Genomic DNA, 14,810 nt, shown 5'->3' on the forward strand with positions numbered 1-14,810 from the left:
CGATCTTAACACTATTGACGAAGCTTAGGCAGCCATAACGCGTTCTACTTCATCGACCAATTCTCTTAAGTGGAAAGGTTTAGAAAGCACTTTCGCCCCTGCTGGTGTCGGGCTACCGTTTGAAAGCGCAACAGCCGCAAAGCCAGTAATGAAAACAATCTTCATTGCTGGATCAAGTTCTGCACCTTTGCGCGCCAGCTCGATCCCATCAAGACCAGGCATAACAATGTCAGTCAGAAGCAGATCAAACACTTCTTCCTGAAGTGCTTCAAGCGCTGATTCACCATCATCATAATCACGAACTGTGTGACCTGCCTTTTTAAGCGCATTCACAAGAAAACCGCGCAGACTGTTGTCGTCTTCCGCAAGAATAATTTTAGCCATAATGTCCTGTCTCACCACACCGCTTGTTCGCAATAATAGCAAACTTCCCATAATTGAGTAAAGTTCCAATGAACAATCAAGTGCAACTTCCTTTATTTCATTGATTGCATTCACCTTGCGTCACGGATTATACCATTGGAATGCATGGTCACATTCCCTCTTCTGAAGATAAATCAACACAGGCTCAGGATCTAACCTGCCGCCACATTCTTGACGACTCGCAAGAGAGTTTTTCCATATCTTACCCAGAATCGCATACAAGCCCGCTCGTCTTTGCCTCACCGCATTCGGGCAGATGTTATCCGCGTGCGTTTTTTAGTGCGTGTATTGCCACCCCTCTGGACCTCCGCCGCGTGGAAGATGCCTATGTCGATGTATTATTTGATGATATTCCAGCAATAGGGGCTCCCCTGCTGCGCGCACTTGTAGGTCGTGCATGTCTGGACCTTAACCGAGCCTCCAATGAATTGGACGCTCACCTTATAGATCCACCCATGAAATCACCCCGCCCCAATAGAACACCGCGTGTTCAAGCAGGTTTAGGGTGTATTCCGCGAATAGCATTTTCAGGAAAAACTATATATGGGCGTAAACTTACCCCAGATGAGGTAAAAAAGCGTATTAGAACAATATACCTACCTTATCACAAAGCCCTTGATGCTCTGATAGACACCACCCGCAAACATTTTGGTGTGTCATTCTTGATCGATTGCCACTCAATGCCGTCTCAAAGCGAAATAGGCGGAAATTTCCCGGATATCGTTCTTGGCGATCGCTTTGGCGGATCATGCTCTGCTGAACTGACTCAAAAAGTGGAAGACGCTTTCACTTCACACGGATACAGTGTTGCCAGAAATCGTCCCTATGCAGGTGGATTTATCACCCAATCACAGGGCCGCCCTGAAAAGCAGCGCCATGCTTTGCAAATAGAAATAAATCGAAAGCTCTATTTGGACGAACAAAATGTCTTATTGTCAGAAAATGCTAAAAATCTGAAATCCGACATAAATTCAATTTTTAAAGAATTAAATATTTGGGCAAAGCAAATCGCTCCCAAAACCCCTAAAAATATACCAATCCCGCAATCGCAATAGAGGTACGCAATAAAAAAAGGGCTATGCAAACGCACAGCCCGAAAGTTTTAATAGGGAGGAAACGTTCTGAAAATCAGAACGAATGCGGCGCGAACGCCAGCAAGACCTTTAAACCCCAATCAATTGTGTTTCGCAATTTTTCAAAACGTGTAATGACATTTTTCTAAGCATCCGCCCGTTTCGCTTGCATTCGAGATTTTACTGCACTCCGTTTAAGCAGATTCGGTCTCGATCCATATCAAGCATGGTTAAAATAAGCCCCATTTAAAAAATCTTCGCCGATTTCCTGCATTTGGCCCATAGATTGCTCAGTACCCCCCGACAGGTATTCAATTGGTACGGTGCCAAGCGTGCCAACAAGGTCGGAGTGTAACAATGGCAACAGATGTAGATATTTATGTAGGAAAGCGCCTTCGTCGCAGACGCCGTCTTCTAGGGATGACCCAACAAGACCTAGCCTCTGAGATTGGTGTACGTTTCCAACAAATTCAAAAATACGAATGTGGCGCAAACCGCATAACAGCCAGTCGTCTTTTCGACCTTGCAAATGCTTTGACAGTTAATGTCAGCTATTTCTTTGATGGACTAGCGCCAGATGGAAAACAAGCACCAGCAAATGACGGCAATGACACATTGTCAGGTGACATTCTTTCTCAAAAAGAAACACTTGAACTTGTTCGTGCCTATTATCGTTTGAGCGAACGCCCACGTCGTCGCCTTCTTGATCTTGCAAAAGCACTTGAAGAAGACAACAAAGATCAAGGTGCCGCATAAAAGCGTCACGAAACACACTCTGACTAAGGGGTAGACACACACTACCCCTTCACAGAGTCGATATTCATTGATCACAACACTGCCAATTTATCGACACTGTTCACACAGTGGTCGACTTTCCGCTTGCAAAATATAGCAGCTCTCGGCATCTTGCTCGTATGAGCAATGCACAAGAATTACTAGAACTCACAGCTTTCGCCGAGAAACTGGCCGACGCTGCAGGCAAGACCATTCTACCTTTTTTTAGAGGTGAAGGATCAGTCGCTGACAATAAAGCGACATCTGGTTTTGATCCGGTAACAATTGCTGACAAAGCAGCCGAACAAGCTATTCGTGACATCATAGATAAAGAACGCCCTGATGACGCCATTATGGGCGAAGAATATGGCTATAAAGCCGGTACTTCAGGCTGGACTTGGTATCTTGATCCCATTGATGGCACACGCGCATTCATGTCTGGCCTTCCCGTCTGGACAACGCTCATAGGACTAGTGAGAGAAGAAAAATCGGTCATCGGCATTATCGATCAATCCTATCTGAAAGAGCGCTATGTCGGCACACCTTCTGGATCATATATGATTGATAATGAAGGTAAAAAACACAGTTTAAAAACACGAAACTGTCCCAAATTGACCGACGCCATACTCGCAACGACCGATTATTTCATTTTTACTCATCCCGAACGCGGTGCCTTTGAACATTTACGTGCAACAGCAAAACTCACCCGCTATGGGCTAGATGCATACGCATATGCGCGTGTTGCCGCCGGCACAATGGACATGGTCGCAGAAGCTGGCCTACAATCATATGATGTTGCAGCTCTCATCCCCGTCATCGAAAACGCGGGCGGTGTTGTCACAGACTGGTGCGGAAGACCAGCGCAGCTCGGCGGACAGATTGTAGCTGCTGCAAATCAAAATATTCTGGACGAAGCACTTATTTCACTGCGCCGTTCTGCAAAAGCACTTGATTGTAACTAGTTATATCCCAGCACGATCCAGCATTTTATCAAAAGCGGTCATAAACTGATCCCGACGACTATCTGTTTCCATTAGGATTTCATGCTTTGCCCCAGCAACTTTGATATGCTGAGCGCTCTTCAAACGACTTGCCAGTAAGGCGTGAGAATGATTGTCCACGAGTGCTTCTTCCAATGCCGATGCAATGAGTATTGGGATATTGATATGATCTAATGCCTTGGGCTGAGCTAAAGTCTTAGATACCTTCAGCGCCTCATTCACCCAGCCCCAAGTAATTGCACCCAATGCCAATTTTGAGTTTGCTTTGATTAGGTCTTGTTGGACCTTCCAACGTTTTTCATAATTGGTAATGATATTGCCTTCAAATTTCTCATCGAGATCATGCTTATGGACAAGTTTTTCAGATCTCCCGATTTTGCACATTATGGGCACAAGCGGATGCAGAATTTTCGCTATTTTAAGCCCCCACATTGGCGCACAAAAAGCAGCAGCTTCAACATCAAGTACTTGTTGCCGTATTGCTTCTAGGGCGATAGCTCCGCCCATAGAATGCGCCAATACAACTCTTGCTCCATAAAGTTTGTGATCAATCGCATTTAGACCACGGCGAAAAGCTTGAATATATGTATTAAAATCATCGATATGTCCCGCTAAGGGATCTTTGAGCATGCGATAAGATAACCCTTGCCCAGGCCAATCAAAAGCAACAACGCAAAACCCACGCTCTTGCATGTCCCTAGCAAGTTCAAAATATTTTTCGATGAATTCAGTACGCCCAGGACTGATAATAATTGTTCCACGCGGCGAAGCATATTTAGAACTAGCATGCGCGAACATTCCACGCATTTGACGGTTTTGATCATCTCTAAAATAGAAAATCTCAATCGATTCTGGCGCAGGATTATCCGGTATCAGGACATATTCATTCATCAAAAACTATCCCCATCAAAACCACGCGCAATTTAAGCAAAACCCATATAATATGAGTGCATTCTCAACATATATGGCGAAAAGAATGCACTCTAATTCTGATCAAAATCAGTAGACTAGCTCATGCTTGAAAATAGACCTTGAAGTTTCATAGCAACACTCATGTCACCAGCAACTTTCAATTTACCTTGCATGAAAGCCATCATTGGATCCATTTGACCCTGAGCAAGTTTTTTGAAATCTTCAAAATCAACAGAAATAGTGGCATCAGCCTCACCATCTTCATTGGTGACAGCATTCTGAGCACCATCGATGAACAATTTTCCAATGTCACCAAAGTCAAATTTCACTGTGTTGTCAAAATCTGTTCCTGAAGAAACAACACCGGCAATCTTCGCAGTAATTTCGTTCAAATCCATGTCGTAAATCCTTCCTCATATCGAGGCTATTGATAGTGTTTTGCTACAATTGCCACGATAAAACAGCAATTGCGACTCCCCATATTCTCTTTAGCTGATTTCCTTGGGTAAAGGGAAACCCCCATTTTTAAAATCGCAGGGTAGAACCTAAGCGATAACCAGTATCTGGATCATTGTAAGCAAACAATTTGCGGTCTTTGACTTGCGTTTCTTCCAGTAAATCTGTCGTTTCCATAGTTAACAATTTTGATTTCACCTTTACGGAAAAGGATGCCAACGAAAACCTAGACTGTGTAACCTGCCCAACCTCAGCTTCGGCAAACGCTTCTTCATTCACCATCTCTTCAGTATCGTCTGAACTCTCAAGCGCAAGAATTAGCCACTGATCCACAGCCGCCCTCGTCGCTGCCATATCTGCATCACTTAAGTCCAAGAACACACTATCCCCATTTGCATCCACAGCTAGGAAAACAGGTCCTTTGGTATCTTCCAATCCATAATCGGACTTTATTTTTTCTGCTCGCTCATAATCATAAGCATCTCGCAGTGCATCACAGCTTGAAAAATTGCCTGGTTCATCTTTGAGCAACCAGTAAGTCACAAAAAAATCCTGATCCGGTGCATCTGCTTTAGCCTCGGCATGTGTCCTTAACTCTTTCGTGTAAGCATCACACAACACAGCATTTTTCAGCTCTTCACTTTTATCAAACAACACCAAACCAACGGGAAGCTCGCCTTCTTTTGGCAAAAAGCCCTCGTCTGCTCTTAAAAAATCAGTAACGACCTCAAGGGAAGCAACCTCATCCAATGCAACCTCGTCATCGGAACTTGCTTCCATCCCCATATCTTCATCAGGTTCAGGCAGAACAGGAGGAGGAGGAGGCGGAGGTGGTGGTGGAAAATCTTCTTGAGTTTCACTCGGGTAGGAATCCTCAGGTGGCGCACTACAGGCAAACGTAAATACACTTAGAAAAAGCGCACTCAAAGCAATAAAACGTTTCATCTCCGACACCCCTTTTATCATAGATAACTTAAAGCTAAGTCCCACCTTAATAGCATTACCAGACAATGAAAATAGAATGGCACCCCTTCTGCATTGTGAGAAGGGATGCCACGTTAGTTTTTTTAACTTGTTTTTATTCAGCTTCTGGCTTCATAAATTTCAATGTCATACGGTCAGATTCACCAATCGCTGCGTATTTTGCGCTATCGAAATCTGCCGCCGGCTCTTCTCCACGTGGTGCAGAACGATTTACAGGCGGCAAAGTCCAAACACCAAATGGGTGGTCAGCCGTATCCGCAGGATTTGCATTGATTTCAGAACTTGCCACAAATTCAAACCCTGCTTCTTCAGCCATTTGACGCACCAAAGACTCCTGAACATATCCACCGCTACCAGAAGGGTCTTGTTCTGCAGCTGTTGGCAAACGGTGCTCAACGACACCCAATATTCCACCAGGCTTTAAAGCTCTAAAAGAATCTGCAAACATTTTGTCGGCATAAGATCCACCCATCCAATTGTGAACATTTCTAAATGTCAGAACCACATCGGCTGTTCCTTCAACACCCAACCCATCAGATTCTTTAGATGCAACTGTAAGCTCGATATCGCCGTAAATTTCTGGTTTTGACAAGAACGCTTCTGTGTATTTCTCGATACCATTTTTTGCATAATCAGAAGATGCTGGATCAAAAGAAGCCGCAATCAATTTTCCGCCACCTGATTTTAGGTATGGCCCTAAAACAGATGTGTACCAGCCACCGCCGGGCCAAATTTCAACGACAGTGTCACTGTTTTCAACACCAAAGAACTCTAATGTCTCAGCAGGATGGCGCCAAACATCACGCTCTGGAGCAACGCGCCAGTCACCCTCCAAAGCAAGCTCAATTGCACTTTTTTCGGCTTCAACTTCAGTTGTTTCTACAGTTTCGGATGCTGATTTTACATCCTCATTTGTAGGTGTTGATGTTTCTGGCTCACATGCAACGAGTGCAAATACTGCGGCTCCTGCCATCAAAATTTGAGTTGTTTTCATGGGTATTTCCCTCCACCTAAAATCAATAATTTGGACATTATCTATTTTGTTGCCCTTGAACACCCTAATCTTCATTCCTAACTTTAATCCAGAGACGCCGATGACGGGTCTCTCAAGCAAAGCGATGAACATTTGTTGCGTGATGCTTGGAATTTGAAACTGTGAACCGGAACAATCGACACCCGGATCGCGCCTGTTGCTGAAGAAGGACAGATTATGAGCACGATTGATTTAACACCACTATACCGCACAATGGTTGGATTTGACCGCATGGCAAACCTAATAAATACCGCACAGCGACTAGATGGTGCACAGGGCTATCCCCCTTATAACATTGAACAATTAGACGAAAATGCATTTGCAATTGAAATTGCTGTCGCTGGTTTTTCTGAAGATGATCTAGAAATAGAAATCAAAGAAGGCCAACTGACCGTTGTCGGCAAAAAGGCAGGGCCAGACAGTTCATCAGATGCAAATGAGCGTAACTTCCTCCATCGCGGAATCGCCGAACGCGGCTTTGTCCGTCGCTTTCAGGTTGCCGATCACGTTATCGTGACCCAAGCCGATTTGAAGCACGGTATGCTGCGTATAGACCTTATTCGTGAGCTTCCAGAAGCTATGAAGCCCCGCAAGATAGCAATTGGCAGCGGGACATCTAAGGCGCAACCAGAAGCGATTGACGGTCAAGCCACTGCTGAAACAACAAAAATCGGTGTCGCGTAATAGAGCGCTCTCACCAGAACAAGACTTAAAGATGGATTAGATATTTCGTCCGTCTTTTAAATCCCTGAATGATCCCCCGATTCAGGTAAGCGATACTGCCGATCTCTCTCCCCTCCCGAGATCAGAGCAGTATCGCTTTTTGTTTTTAAATAAGGCTTTTAAACGCTGGATACCAAACTCAATACCTGAGAAATCAAACTATTGAGAATGCCCGGATGCAGACAAACCGTAACAAGAAGTCCAGCAATAGCACCACCGAGATGTGCTTCATGTCCGATTTTAGAGTCTTCATTCCCAGAAGCAAAAGCAGAATATGAGATGAATGCTACTCCAAATACGATGGCCGGAATGGGAATAATCATAAACAAATAAATCAATGAGAATGGTTCAAACATGCAGAATGAGATCAATGCACCCGAAACTGCACCAGATGCTCCAACCGCAGAATAATCAAGCCGTCTATAATTTTCCAATACAGCCCACGCTCCACCAGCAATGAGCGATACAAAATAAACCAGCAAATATCCTGTCGGCCCCAGCAGTTTTATTTCTAAATACGGGCCAAAAAAGAAGAGCGTCAGCATATTAAGCAATAAATGCCCCGGCGACACATGCAGAAAGCCTGATGTTAAAACCCGATACCATTGGTGCTTCTGGACAATGTCACCAACCAATAAATAATTCGCACGAAAAAATTTCTCGTTTGAAAAACCGATCAATGAAAATGCCACATTCGCCGCAATTAGCGCCAACGTGATCGGTGCCCCCAATAAAACTTCGAACATCAATCACCCCACCCTATGCGCTTAAATATCTAGTCTTTTGTGGCTTGATTTTCATTATCATCCGACGCAACGCCATCTTCTTGCGAAACAGCAGAACTCGATTTTTCTGCTAAACCCGCATCAATGGAAGGAGATGCCTCAACAGAGGTGTTTTCGTTCGCCTCAGTCTTTTCAGTCATATCAGAATCAGCCGGTTCAGCTTTTTCAACTTGATCAGCAGCTTCCTGTACTTTGGCCTCTTCAGACGAAACTATAGGTGTTTCTTGCTGATTGGAATTATCGGGACTAGTTTCCGCTTCAGTTACGGATTTAGCCGAAATATCAGCTTCATTCTCAACCGCAACAATCCCAGCTGCTACGACTGCTTCACTTTCTGTCGTATCATTCTCGCGTTTATTGCGTGCACCTCTTCGGCGTCCACGGCGATGATTGCGCCCTTTACCATCGTCATCACGTTTTGGTCGTTCTGGACGACGCAAAAACTCTCCAACACCCACAGCTTCAACAAATGACATCAATGCTTCTTCATCGTCACGCGTAGAAAACTTACGACGCACATCTTTGAAAGAGCGTGCAGCTGAACGCAATGGTGCATGTGTCACAGCTTCTTTGCCAAGAACAACAGTCACTTCTTCTTGACGCGATAAAGATGCTTCAAGGTTTGCCGCCGCCCAAGGCAGAAACGTAATGGCAAGTTCTTTAGAAAACAAAGGAGCTAGCGTTTCAGTCAAATCGGCCAATGGCTCAAATGGACCATTTGGCTTTGGGTCATCCATGAACTCACACCAAGCTTTTACGAAAGGACCTTCTTTTTCAATAATTTTCGCAGGTGTTGGATCTTTCAACAATTGTCCCAATTGAGCAGCGAGTCCAAAATCAGCAATGGACGGCCGACCGCCGAATATAAACAAGTGCTTCTCAAGGTGCACATTCAGAAGCTTCACGAAACGTTTGAAACTCTTCTCCACAACGCCGCCCATTTCCTTATTCAATCCCATGCTTGGAAACATATCCATCATGCGTTCGATTGAATCCTGAAGCATCTCTTTGCGGTTTTCAGGTTTCTCTGAAACGAAATACTCATCAAAAGCACGTATCGCAGCTTCCTTTTGATCTTTCTTTCGTCCCCAGCGATACTGCATCACTGCTTTGGAAAGCCAAAGGTCAGCATAATCTTCAAGGACTGCCGCTAAAAAAGCGCATGATAAGTCTTCTGGGATCGCTTCAGGGTTAGGACTATCAGCTTCAAGAGCTTCAATTGTCGGTGTCGTGTCGTGTACAGCAAAACCATTCGCTGTCACAAGCACGGGCAATGTTGCAAACCTTGCAACTTCTTTGAGCGTTTCTTCATTCTCAGATGTACGCACAAGCCATTCATGCTCAAGGCCTTTATAGCGCATGTAGCTTCTTAGCTTGATTGAGAAAGCGGAAGTTTCCGCGCCAAAGAGACGGTAGGACGCGCTCATATCTATATAACTCCTGAAAATCGAGCCGGACGCTACGCCGTAGCGCCTTTCAAAGCAACCCGCCTTAATTAGGCTGAATTGAAAATATGGCAACAAAACCACACTTTCATTCTATATTTTTAGCGCAACTCCCGCTGGACATATATATTCAATTTGCGCTTTACCACTTATGCGCCTTTAAAGCTGCCCTATTACTTTTGCGGATAGAACACTGTGATGCCTGACGCCCCAGCCAACTTTCTGGTCTTTGCAGACAAGCTGTTTTCTCCTTCAGAAAGTTTCATTCATCGTGCCTATACAAGCTTTTCAAACCTCAAACCGGTCTATATCGGCCATGAATTACGTGGCCCAGCACCCGAAAATACTGATTTCATTACACTTGGAGACTATCACGGCCTAGCAGGTGAAACCGGCTTCAAGCAATTTGGGATTATTTCTAAAAAACTATTAGCGCGCCTTAAGAAAGAAAAACCAGTTCTAATTCATGCCCATTTTGGCAAATCTGGTGCCTATGCACTTCCTCTAGCCAAGGCTTTGGATATTCCGCTAGTTGTCACCTACCATGGTGGAGATGCAACTAAGCATTCAAATACTAAGAATAGTTTGTTTCGTGTCTATAATCGTCGTCGACAACAATTATGGAATGACGCCGCACTTATACTGCCTTGCTCCGAATTTATTGGCCGAGAATTAAAAGCAAAAGGCTGCCCGGCAAGTAAAATGAATGTTCACCGTAATACAGCTGATCCAGATCGTTTTTATGCAGGCGACAAGAAGAAAATTATTCTATTTGCCGGCCGCTGGATTGAAAAAAAAGGCATAGACACCCTCATAAAAGCGCTCGCCTTGGTTTCTGATCAGTTGGAGGGTTGGACAGTTCGGTTGCTTGGAGAAGGTGCGCTCAAAGCACACCTCGCCGAGACACTCAAAGCAGCTAATATCGATGCAGAACTTCCCGGCTGGATTCCCGCAGATGACATGCCAAAACATTTTGCCGAAACGTCTATTGTTTGTATTCCATCTAAACGGGCCGCCTCAGGAGACGCCGAGGGACTGCCAATGGTTTGCATAGAAGCTCAGCTAGCCGCTTGCGCAGTGATAGCGACGCGTCATGCTGGAATACCAGAATGCATTATCGACAATGAAACCGGTTTCTTGGTTGATGAAAATGATCATGTAGAATTTGCAAGGAAACTGACTCTCCTACTGGCATCACCAGAAAACGCGTTAGCGATGGGACGGAAAGGGAAAGTACACGCCGAGCAGAATTTCAACCTTCAAACACAATCAAAAAAACTGGAAGAAAAACTGCTTTCCTTAATCTAAGTCTATCGAGCGAATTAGGCCGCCGCGACGCCGCTTAAAAATTGCTCAACTTGCACTTTCATTTCTTCAGCGCGCATTGCTAAATCATCGGCTGCATGTCCAACTTCAAGTGCTGACGAAGTTGTATCTTTGGCTGTTTTTGTCACATTCTGAGTGTTTTCTGAAACCTCTAATGTACCTGTAGCTGCAAATTGCGCATTTCGACTAATTTCATTCGTAGCAGCGCCCTGCTCTTCAACAGCGGCTGCGATAGCGGACATAATGTTTGAAACCTCTTCCATTGATTGAGTGATATTTTCAATGGAGACGACAGTTTCTTTCGTTGAACCTTGAACCATAGAAATCTGGTTTGAAATTTCATCCGTAGCCCGCGCTGTTTGATCAGCCAATTGTTTAACTTCAGATGCAACGACGGCAAAACCCTTTCCAGAATCCCCAGCTCTTGCAGCTTCGATCGTCGCATTTAGGGCCAATAGGTTCGTTTGTTCAGCAATATCAGCAATCAAACTAACAACATCACTGATCTTAGACACAGCATTTGCGAGCTCCTTCACCTTTTCATTTGCTTTAGAAGTCATGTTTGCTGTTTCGGAGATCGTTCCATTATTATTGTGTACATTCTGCATAATTTCAGACACAGACGCAGACAATTCTTCAGCTGCAGCAGCAACAGTTTGGACATTAGAAGATGTTTCGTGCGAGACGGCAGAAGCCCGCGCAGATTGCGCATCAGTTTCCTGAGCATACCCTTGAAGTCCATCAGAAGAAGATTTCAACGAATGGATATTGGCTTCCATTTGTGAAAGAACGTCTGCAGATTTACCCTTAAAGACTTCAATTAATTTTTCTATTTTGTTTTGACGCAATAAATTAGAAGATTCAGCTTCTTTATTTGCTTTTTCCAATACCGCACGCTCCGCAAGCCCATCTCTAAAAGCTGTAACCGCGACAGCCATCGGACCTATCTCGTCCTTGCGTTCTGTACCCTCAACAGCAATGGACGTATTTCCAAGCGTTAATTCTTTCATAGTATCCGCTAGCCTTAGCATGGGGCGAACAACAGAGTTTGCGGTTCGCATAGCGACCAGACCAGTAATGCCACCAAAAGCAAGAAGAATAATAAAGCCTTCAATCAATGTGTTCATTAGAACCGACTTCAAATCATCAATGTAAACACCTGTACCGATGACAAATCCCCACGGCTCAAACACGTCTAGGTAAGACGCCTTTTGTACGGGCTCTTCGTCGCCCGGGCGCGGCCACATATACTCAACAATTCCACCACCGTTCATGGCGACTTCAACCATTTCACGGAACAAGAATTTACCTGTCGGATCCTGAGAGTTTTTAACCGAAGTATTGTTTAATTTGGGTTTGATTGGATGCATCAACATATTTACATCTTCATCAAGGATGAAAACATATTCACTGCCACCATATCTAAGTGCCGCAATACTTCTAAGTGCATTTTCCTTGGCGACGGCTTCAGTGATTGAGCCGTCCTGGAACAAATCATATTCAGACTGGATAATAGTATTGGAAGCCTGAACAATGCTCTCCAGTTGATTATGTATTCCCTGCTCACTCTTGTGATAGCTGCGCCAGCTTAGTGAAAAAACGCAAACCGCCATACCGCAAAGAGAAAGTGCAACAACACTCAGTATTTTGCTTTTTATAGATATCAACAATGGAAGTACCAACTCAGTTTATGTAAAGGACTACAATGCACCATGGTTAATTTAACTATATTTGAATTACTAATACGTTAAAAGTAAAACGCCTTGCAAAAGATGAAGTATATTACATTTGATCGTCTAAAAGCAGTGTACTCGCTTCAAATTCAAACATGAATTGCTGCCCGTCTTACACAGGATAAACAGTCAGGGGTCGCCAAACGTGTTTCTTTGCTGTATGTCGCGCCCAAACGATGTTGCGGAAAGGCTCTGCAGCGTCAAAGTATTTATATCTCCCCGGAAGATGCCACATGACCGCCGAACAAACCACTTCGATGCGCAACATCGCTATTATCGCTCACGTTGACCACGGTAAAACAACACTTGTTGACTGTCTTTTGAAACAGTCCGGTGTTTTCCGTGAAAACCAAGCCACATCTGAACGGATGATGGACTCAAACGACCAAGAACGTGAACGTGGGATCACAATTCTAGCAAAAAACACATCTGTTGTTTGGAAAAACACTCGCATCAACATTGTTGACACACCAGGACACGCAGACTTTGGTGGTGAAGTGGAACGTATCCTTCACATGGTAGATGGATGTATTGTTCTTGTTGATGCTGCTGAAGGCCCAATGCCTCAGACTAAATTCGTTGTATCTAAAGCGCTTAAACTTGGTCTAAAACCAATCGTTGCTGTCAACAAAATCGACAAACCAGAGCGCCGCCCTGATGAAGTGATTGACGAAGTTTTCGATCTATTCGCAAACCTCGATGCAACAGACGAACAACTTGACTTTAAAGTGCTATACGGATCTGCCAAAGCCGGCTGGATGGGCACAGACTACAACAACCCAACAGAAGATATGGCTGCTCTGTTTGACATGGTCATCGAGCATGTTCCTGAGCCAGTTACAGAAGAAGGCCCATTCCGCCTTCTAGCCACAACAATCTCTTCTGATAATTTCCTTGGTCGTGTTCTAACTGGACGTGTTGCTTCAGGTTCGGTTAAACCAAACCAAACGCTCAAAGCATTGTCTCGCGATGGTACTTTGATCGAACAATTCCGCGTTTCCAAAGTTCTCGCTTTCCGCGGACTAGAGCGTTCCCCTGTTGATGAAGGTGTTGCCGGAGATATCGTATCTCTAACAGGAATGACGAAAGCCACTGTTGCAGACACTTTGTGTGACCCTGCAGTGACCGAAGCCATGCAAGCTCAACCGATTGACCCGCCAACAATCACAATGACATTCCGTGTGAATGACTCACCATTTGCCGGAACCGAGGGTACAAAAGTAACCTCCCGTATGATTTGGGATCGCTTGGAAAAAGAAGCTGAAGGTAACGTTGCTCTGCAAGTAGCGCGCGCTGCTGAAGGTGATGCTTTCGAAGTATCAGGACGTGGTGAGCTTCTACTTTCTGTATTGATTGAAACAATGCGCCGCGAAGGCTTCGAGCTTGGTGTTTCTCGTCCGAAAGTTGTTTTCAAAGAAGACGAAAACGGCAACAAGCTTGAGCCTATCGAAGAAGTTGTGATCGATGTGGACGAAGAGCACTCAGGTATCGTTGTTCAAAAAATGAATGAGCGCAAAGCTGAGATGATCGACATGCGCCCATCAGGTGTTGGCCGTACACGTTTGGTATTCTACGCACCATCACGTGGTTTGATTGGTTACCAAGGCGAATTGCTAGGTGACACACGCGGTACAGCAACTATGAACCGTATTTTCCATGATTACGCTCCTCACAAAGGTGCTATCACTGGTCGTCACACAGGTGTGTTGATCTCTAACGGTACTGGTGAAGCTGTTGCATTCGCACTTTGGAACCTAGAAGACCGTGGTCCGATGATGATCGGTGCTGGTGTGAAAGTTTACGAAGGTATGATCATCGGTGAGCACACACGCGATAACGACCTTGAAGTGAACTGTCTTAAAGGTAAGAAACTCACAAACATGCGTTCATCTGGTACAGATGAAGCTGTTCGTTTGACCACACCTCTTCAAATGACTTTAGAAAAATCACTTGCTTACATCCAAGATGACGAATTGGTTGAAGTCACACCAGAAAGCATCCGTCTTCGTAAAGTCTGGCTAGACCCGAACGACCGTAAACGGAACCGCGGCAAAGCATAAGCTTTACAATAGCGACGAAGTTTTAAGCCCCACCCGTTCATTCTGGTGGGGCTTTTTCGTGACAGCACATGCCTATTCTCGC

The 14,810-nt window shown here is 44.7% G+C and carries 14 protein-coding genes; 6 read left to right on the forward strand and 8 right to left on the reverse strand.

Annotation, left to right across the window (positions count from 1 at the left end):
- Positions 1-24 precede the first annotated feature (24 nt).
- Positions 25-387, reverse strand: coding sequence for a cell cycle two-component system response regulator CpdR (gene cpdR / locus HBAL_RS15010; protein ID WP_407635713.1), 363 nt, complete (start codon positions 385-387; stop codon positions 25-27).
- Positions 388-524: 137 nt separating this feature from the next.
- On the opposite strand from cpdR, the gene HBAL_RS15015 reads away from it, so the two are divergent.
- The 3 genes from HBAL_RS15015 (at position 525) to hisN (ending at position 3,232) form a co-directional block, all read left to right on the forward strand.
- Positions 525-1,478: an N-formylglutamate amidohydrolase gene (locus HBAL_RS15015; RefSeq protein ID WP_015828805.1), complete on the forward strand. Its 954-nt coding sequence runs from the start codon at positions 525-527 to the stop codon at positions 1,476-1,478.
- A gap of 375 nt (positions 1,479-1,853) precedes the next feature.
- A complete protein-coding gene (locus tag HBAL_RS15020; RefSeq protein WP_015828806.1) occupies positions 1,854-2,252 on the forward strand; it encodes a helix-turn-helix transcriptional regulator in 399 nt (132 codons plus the stop codon).
- Positions 2,253-2,410: 158 nt separating this feature from the next.
- Positions 2,411-3,232 (forward strand): histidinol-phosphatase, encoded by an 822-nt coding sequence (gene hisN / locus HBAL_RS15025; RefSeq protein ID WP_015828807.1) that lies wholly within the window; start codon positions 2,411-2,413, stop codon positions 3,230-3,232.
- Here the strand turns inward: hisN and HBAL_RS15030 are convergent, their stop codons facing one another.
- The 4 genes from HBAL_RS15030 to HBAL_RS15045 form a co-directional block, all read right to left on the reverse strand.
- A complete protein-coding gene (locus HBAL_RS15030; RefSeq protein ID WP_015828808.1) occupies positions 3,233-4,162 on the reverse strand; it encodes an alpha/beta fold hydrolase in 930 nt (309 codons plus the stop codon). It lies immediately after the preceding gene.
- 116 nt (positions 4,163-4,278) lie between these two features.
- On the reverse strand, positions 4,279-4,581 hold the full coding sequence (locus HBAL_RS15035; protein WP_015828809.1) for an SCP2 sterol-binding domain-containing protein: 303 nt from the start codon (positions 4,579-4,581) through the stop codon (positions 4,279-4,281).
- 127 nt (positions 4,582-4,708) lie between these two features.
- Positions 4,709-5,584, reverse strand: a complete 876-nt coding sequence (locus HBAL_RS15040; protein ID WP_015828810.1) for a hypothetical protein — start codon at positions 5,582-5,584, stop codon at positions 4,709-4,711.
- 133 nt (positions 5,585-5,717) lie between these two features.
- The gene (locus tag HBAL_RS15045) at positions 5,718-6,617 is read right to left on the reverse strand and encodes a class I SAM-dependent methyltransferase (RefSeq protein ID WP_015828811.1); all 900 of its coding nucleotides are present in this window, start codon (positions 6,615-6,617) and stop codon (positions 5,718-5,720) included.
- A 216-nt stretch (positions 6,618-6,833) separates the two neighbouring features.
- Here HBAL_RS15045 and HBAL_RS15050 point away from each other — a divergent pair, with 216 nt between their 5' ends.
- Positions 6,834-7,340 (forward strand): Hsp20 family protein, encoded by a 507-nt coding sequence (locus HBAL_RS15050; RefSeq protein ID WP_015828812.1) that lies wholly within the window; start codon positions 6,834-6,836, stop codon positions 7,338-7,340.
- 158 nt (positions 7,341-7,498) lie between these two features.
- Here the strand turns inward: HBAL_RS15050 and HBAL_RS15055 are convergent, their stop codons facing one another.
- Together HBAL_RS15055 and HBAL_RS15060 are read right to left on the reverse strand one after the other, a co-directional pair.
- Positions 7,499-8,125, reverse strand: coding sequence for a rhomboid family intramembrane serine protease (locus tag HBAL_RS15055; protein WP_015828813.1), 627 nt, complete (start codon positions 8,123-8,125; stop codon positions 7,499-7,501).
- A 29-nt stretch (positions 8,126-8,154) separates the two neighbouring features.
- Positions 8,155-9,591: a glutathione S-transferase family protein gene (locus tag HBAL_RS15060; RefSeq protein ID WP_015828814.1), complete on the reverse strand. Its 1,437-nt coding sequence runs from the start codon at positions 9,589-9,591 to the stop codon at positions 8,155-8,157.
- A 216-nt stretch (positions 9,592-9,807) separates the two neighbouring features.
- Between HBAL_RS15060 and HBAL_RS15065 the strand changes: the two genes are divergently transcribed.
- Positions 9,808-10,917 (forward strand): glycosyltransferase, encoded by a 1,110-nt coding sequence (locus HBAL_RS15065; RefSeq protein WP_015828815.1) that lies wholly within the window; start codon positions 9,808-9,810, stop codon positions 10,915-10,917.
- A 14-nt stretch (positions 10,918-10,931) separates the two neighbouring features.
- Here the strand turns inward: HBAL_RS15065 and HBAL_RS15070 are convergent, their stop codons facing one another.
- Complete coding sequence (locus HBAL_RS15070; RefSeq protein ID WP_149037435.1) at positions 10,932-12,605, reverse strand: methyl-accepting chemotaxis protein; 1,674 nt, start codon at positions 12,603-12,605, stop codon at positions 10,932-10,934.
- A 296-nt stretch (positions 12,606-12,901) separates the two neighbouring features.
- On the opposite strand from HBAL_RS15070, the gene typA reads away from it, so the two are divergent.
- Positions 12,902-14,728, forward strand: a complete 1,827-nt coding sequence (gene typA, locus HBAL_RS15075; protein ID WP_015828817.1) for a translational GTPase TypA — start codon at positions 12,902-12,904, stop codon at positions 14,726-14,728.
- The last annotated feature ends 82 nt before the right edge of the window (positions 14,729-14,810 follow it).

The organism is Hirschia baltica ATCC 49814 (assembly GCF_000023785.1).
Taxonomy (GTDB): domain Bacteria; phylum Pseudomonadota; class Alphaproteobacteria; order Caulobacterales; family Hyphomonadaceae; genus Hirschia; species Hirschia baltica.

What these genes read in the sequence shown, in the direction of transcription:
- typA (WP_015828817.1), top strand. Translation starts at nt 12,902, where the DNA reads ATGACCGCCGAACAAACCACTTCGATGCGCAACATCGCTATTATCGCT.
- HBAL_RS15050 (WP_015828812.1), top strand. Translation starts at nt 6,834, where the DNA reads ATGAGCACGATTGATTTAACACCACTATACCGCACAATGGTTGGATTT.
- HBAL_RS15020 (WP_015828806.1), top strand. Translation starts at nt 1,854, where the DNA reads ATGGCAACAGATGTAGATATTTATGTAGGAAAGCGCCTTCGTCGCAGA.
- HBAL_RS15045 (WP_015828811.1), bottom strand. Translation starts at nt 6,617, where the DNA reads ATGAAAACAACTCAAATTTTGATGGCAGGAGCCGCAGTATTTGCACTC.
- HBAL_RS15055 (WP_015828813.1), bottom strand. Translation starts at nt 8,125, where the DNA reads ATGTTCGAAGTTTTATTGGGGGCACCGATCACGTTGGCGCTAATTGCG.
- HBAL_RS15035 (WP_015828809.1), bottom strand. Translation starts at nt 4,581, where the DNA reads ATGGATTTGAACGAAATTACTGCGAAGATTGCCGGTGTTGTTTCTTCA.
- HBAL_RS15015 (WP_015828805.1), top strand. Translation starts at nt 525, where the DNA reads ATGCATGGTCACATTCCCTCTTCTGAAGATAAATCAACACAGGCTCAG.
- HBAL_RS15060 (WP_015828814.1), bottom strand. Translation starts at nt 9,591, where the DNA reads ATGAGCGCGTCCTACCGTCTCTTTGGCGCGGAAACTTCCGCTTTCTCA.
- HBAL_RS15040 (WP_015828810.1), bottom strand. Translation starts at nt 5,584, where the DNA reads ATGAAACGTTTTATTGCTTTGAGTGCGCTTTTTCTAAGTGTATTTACG.
- hisN (WP_015828807.1), top strand. Translation starts at nt 2,411, where the DNA reads ATGAGCAATGCACAAGAATTACTAGAACTCACAGCTTTCGCCGAGAAA.
- HBAL_RS15030 (WP_015828808.1), bottom strand. Translation starts at nt 4,162, where the DNA reads ATGAATGAATATGTCCTGATACCGGATAATCCTGCGCCAGAATCGATT.
- HBAL_RS15065 (WP_015828815.1), top strand. Translation starts at nt 9,808, where the DNA reads ATGCCTGACGCCCCAGCCAACTTTCTGGTCTTTGCAGACAAGCTGTTT.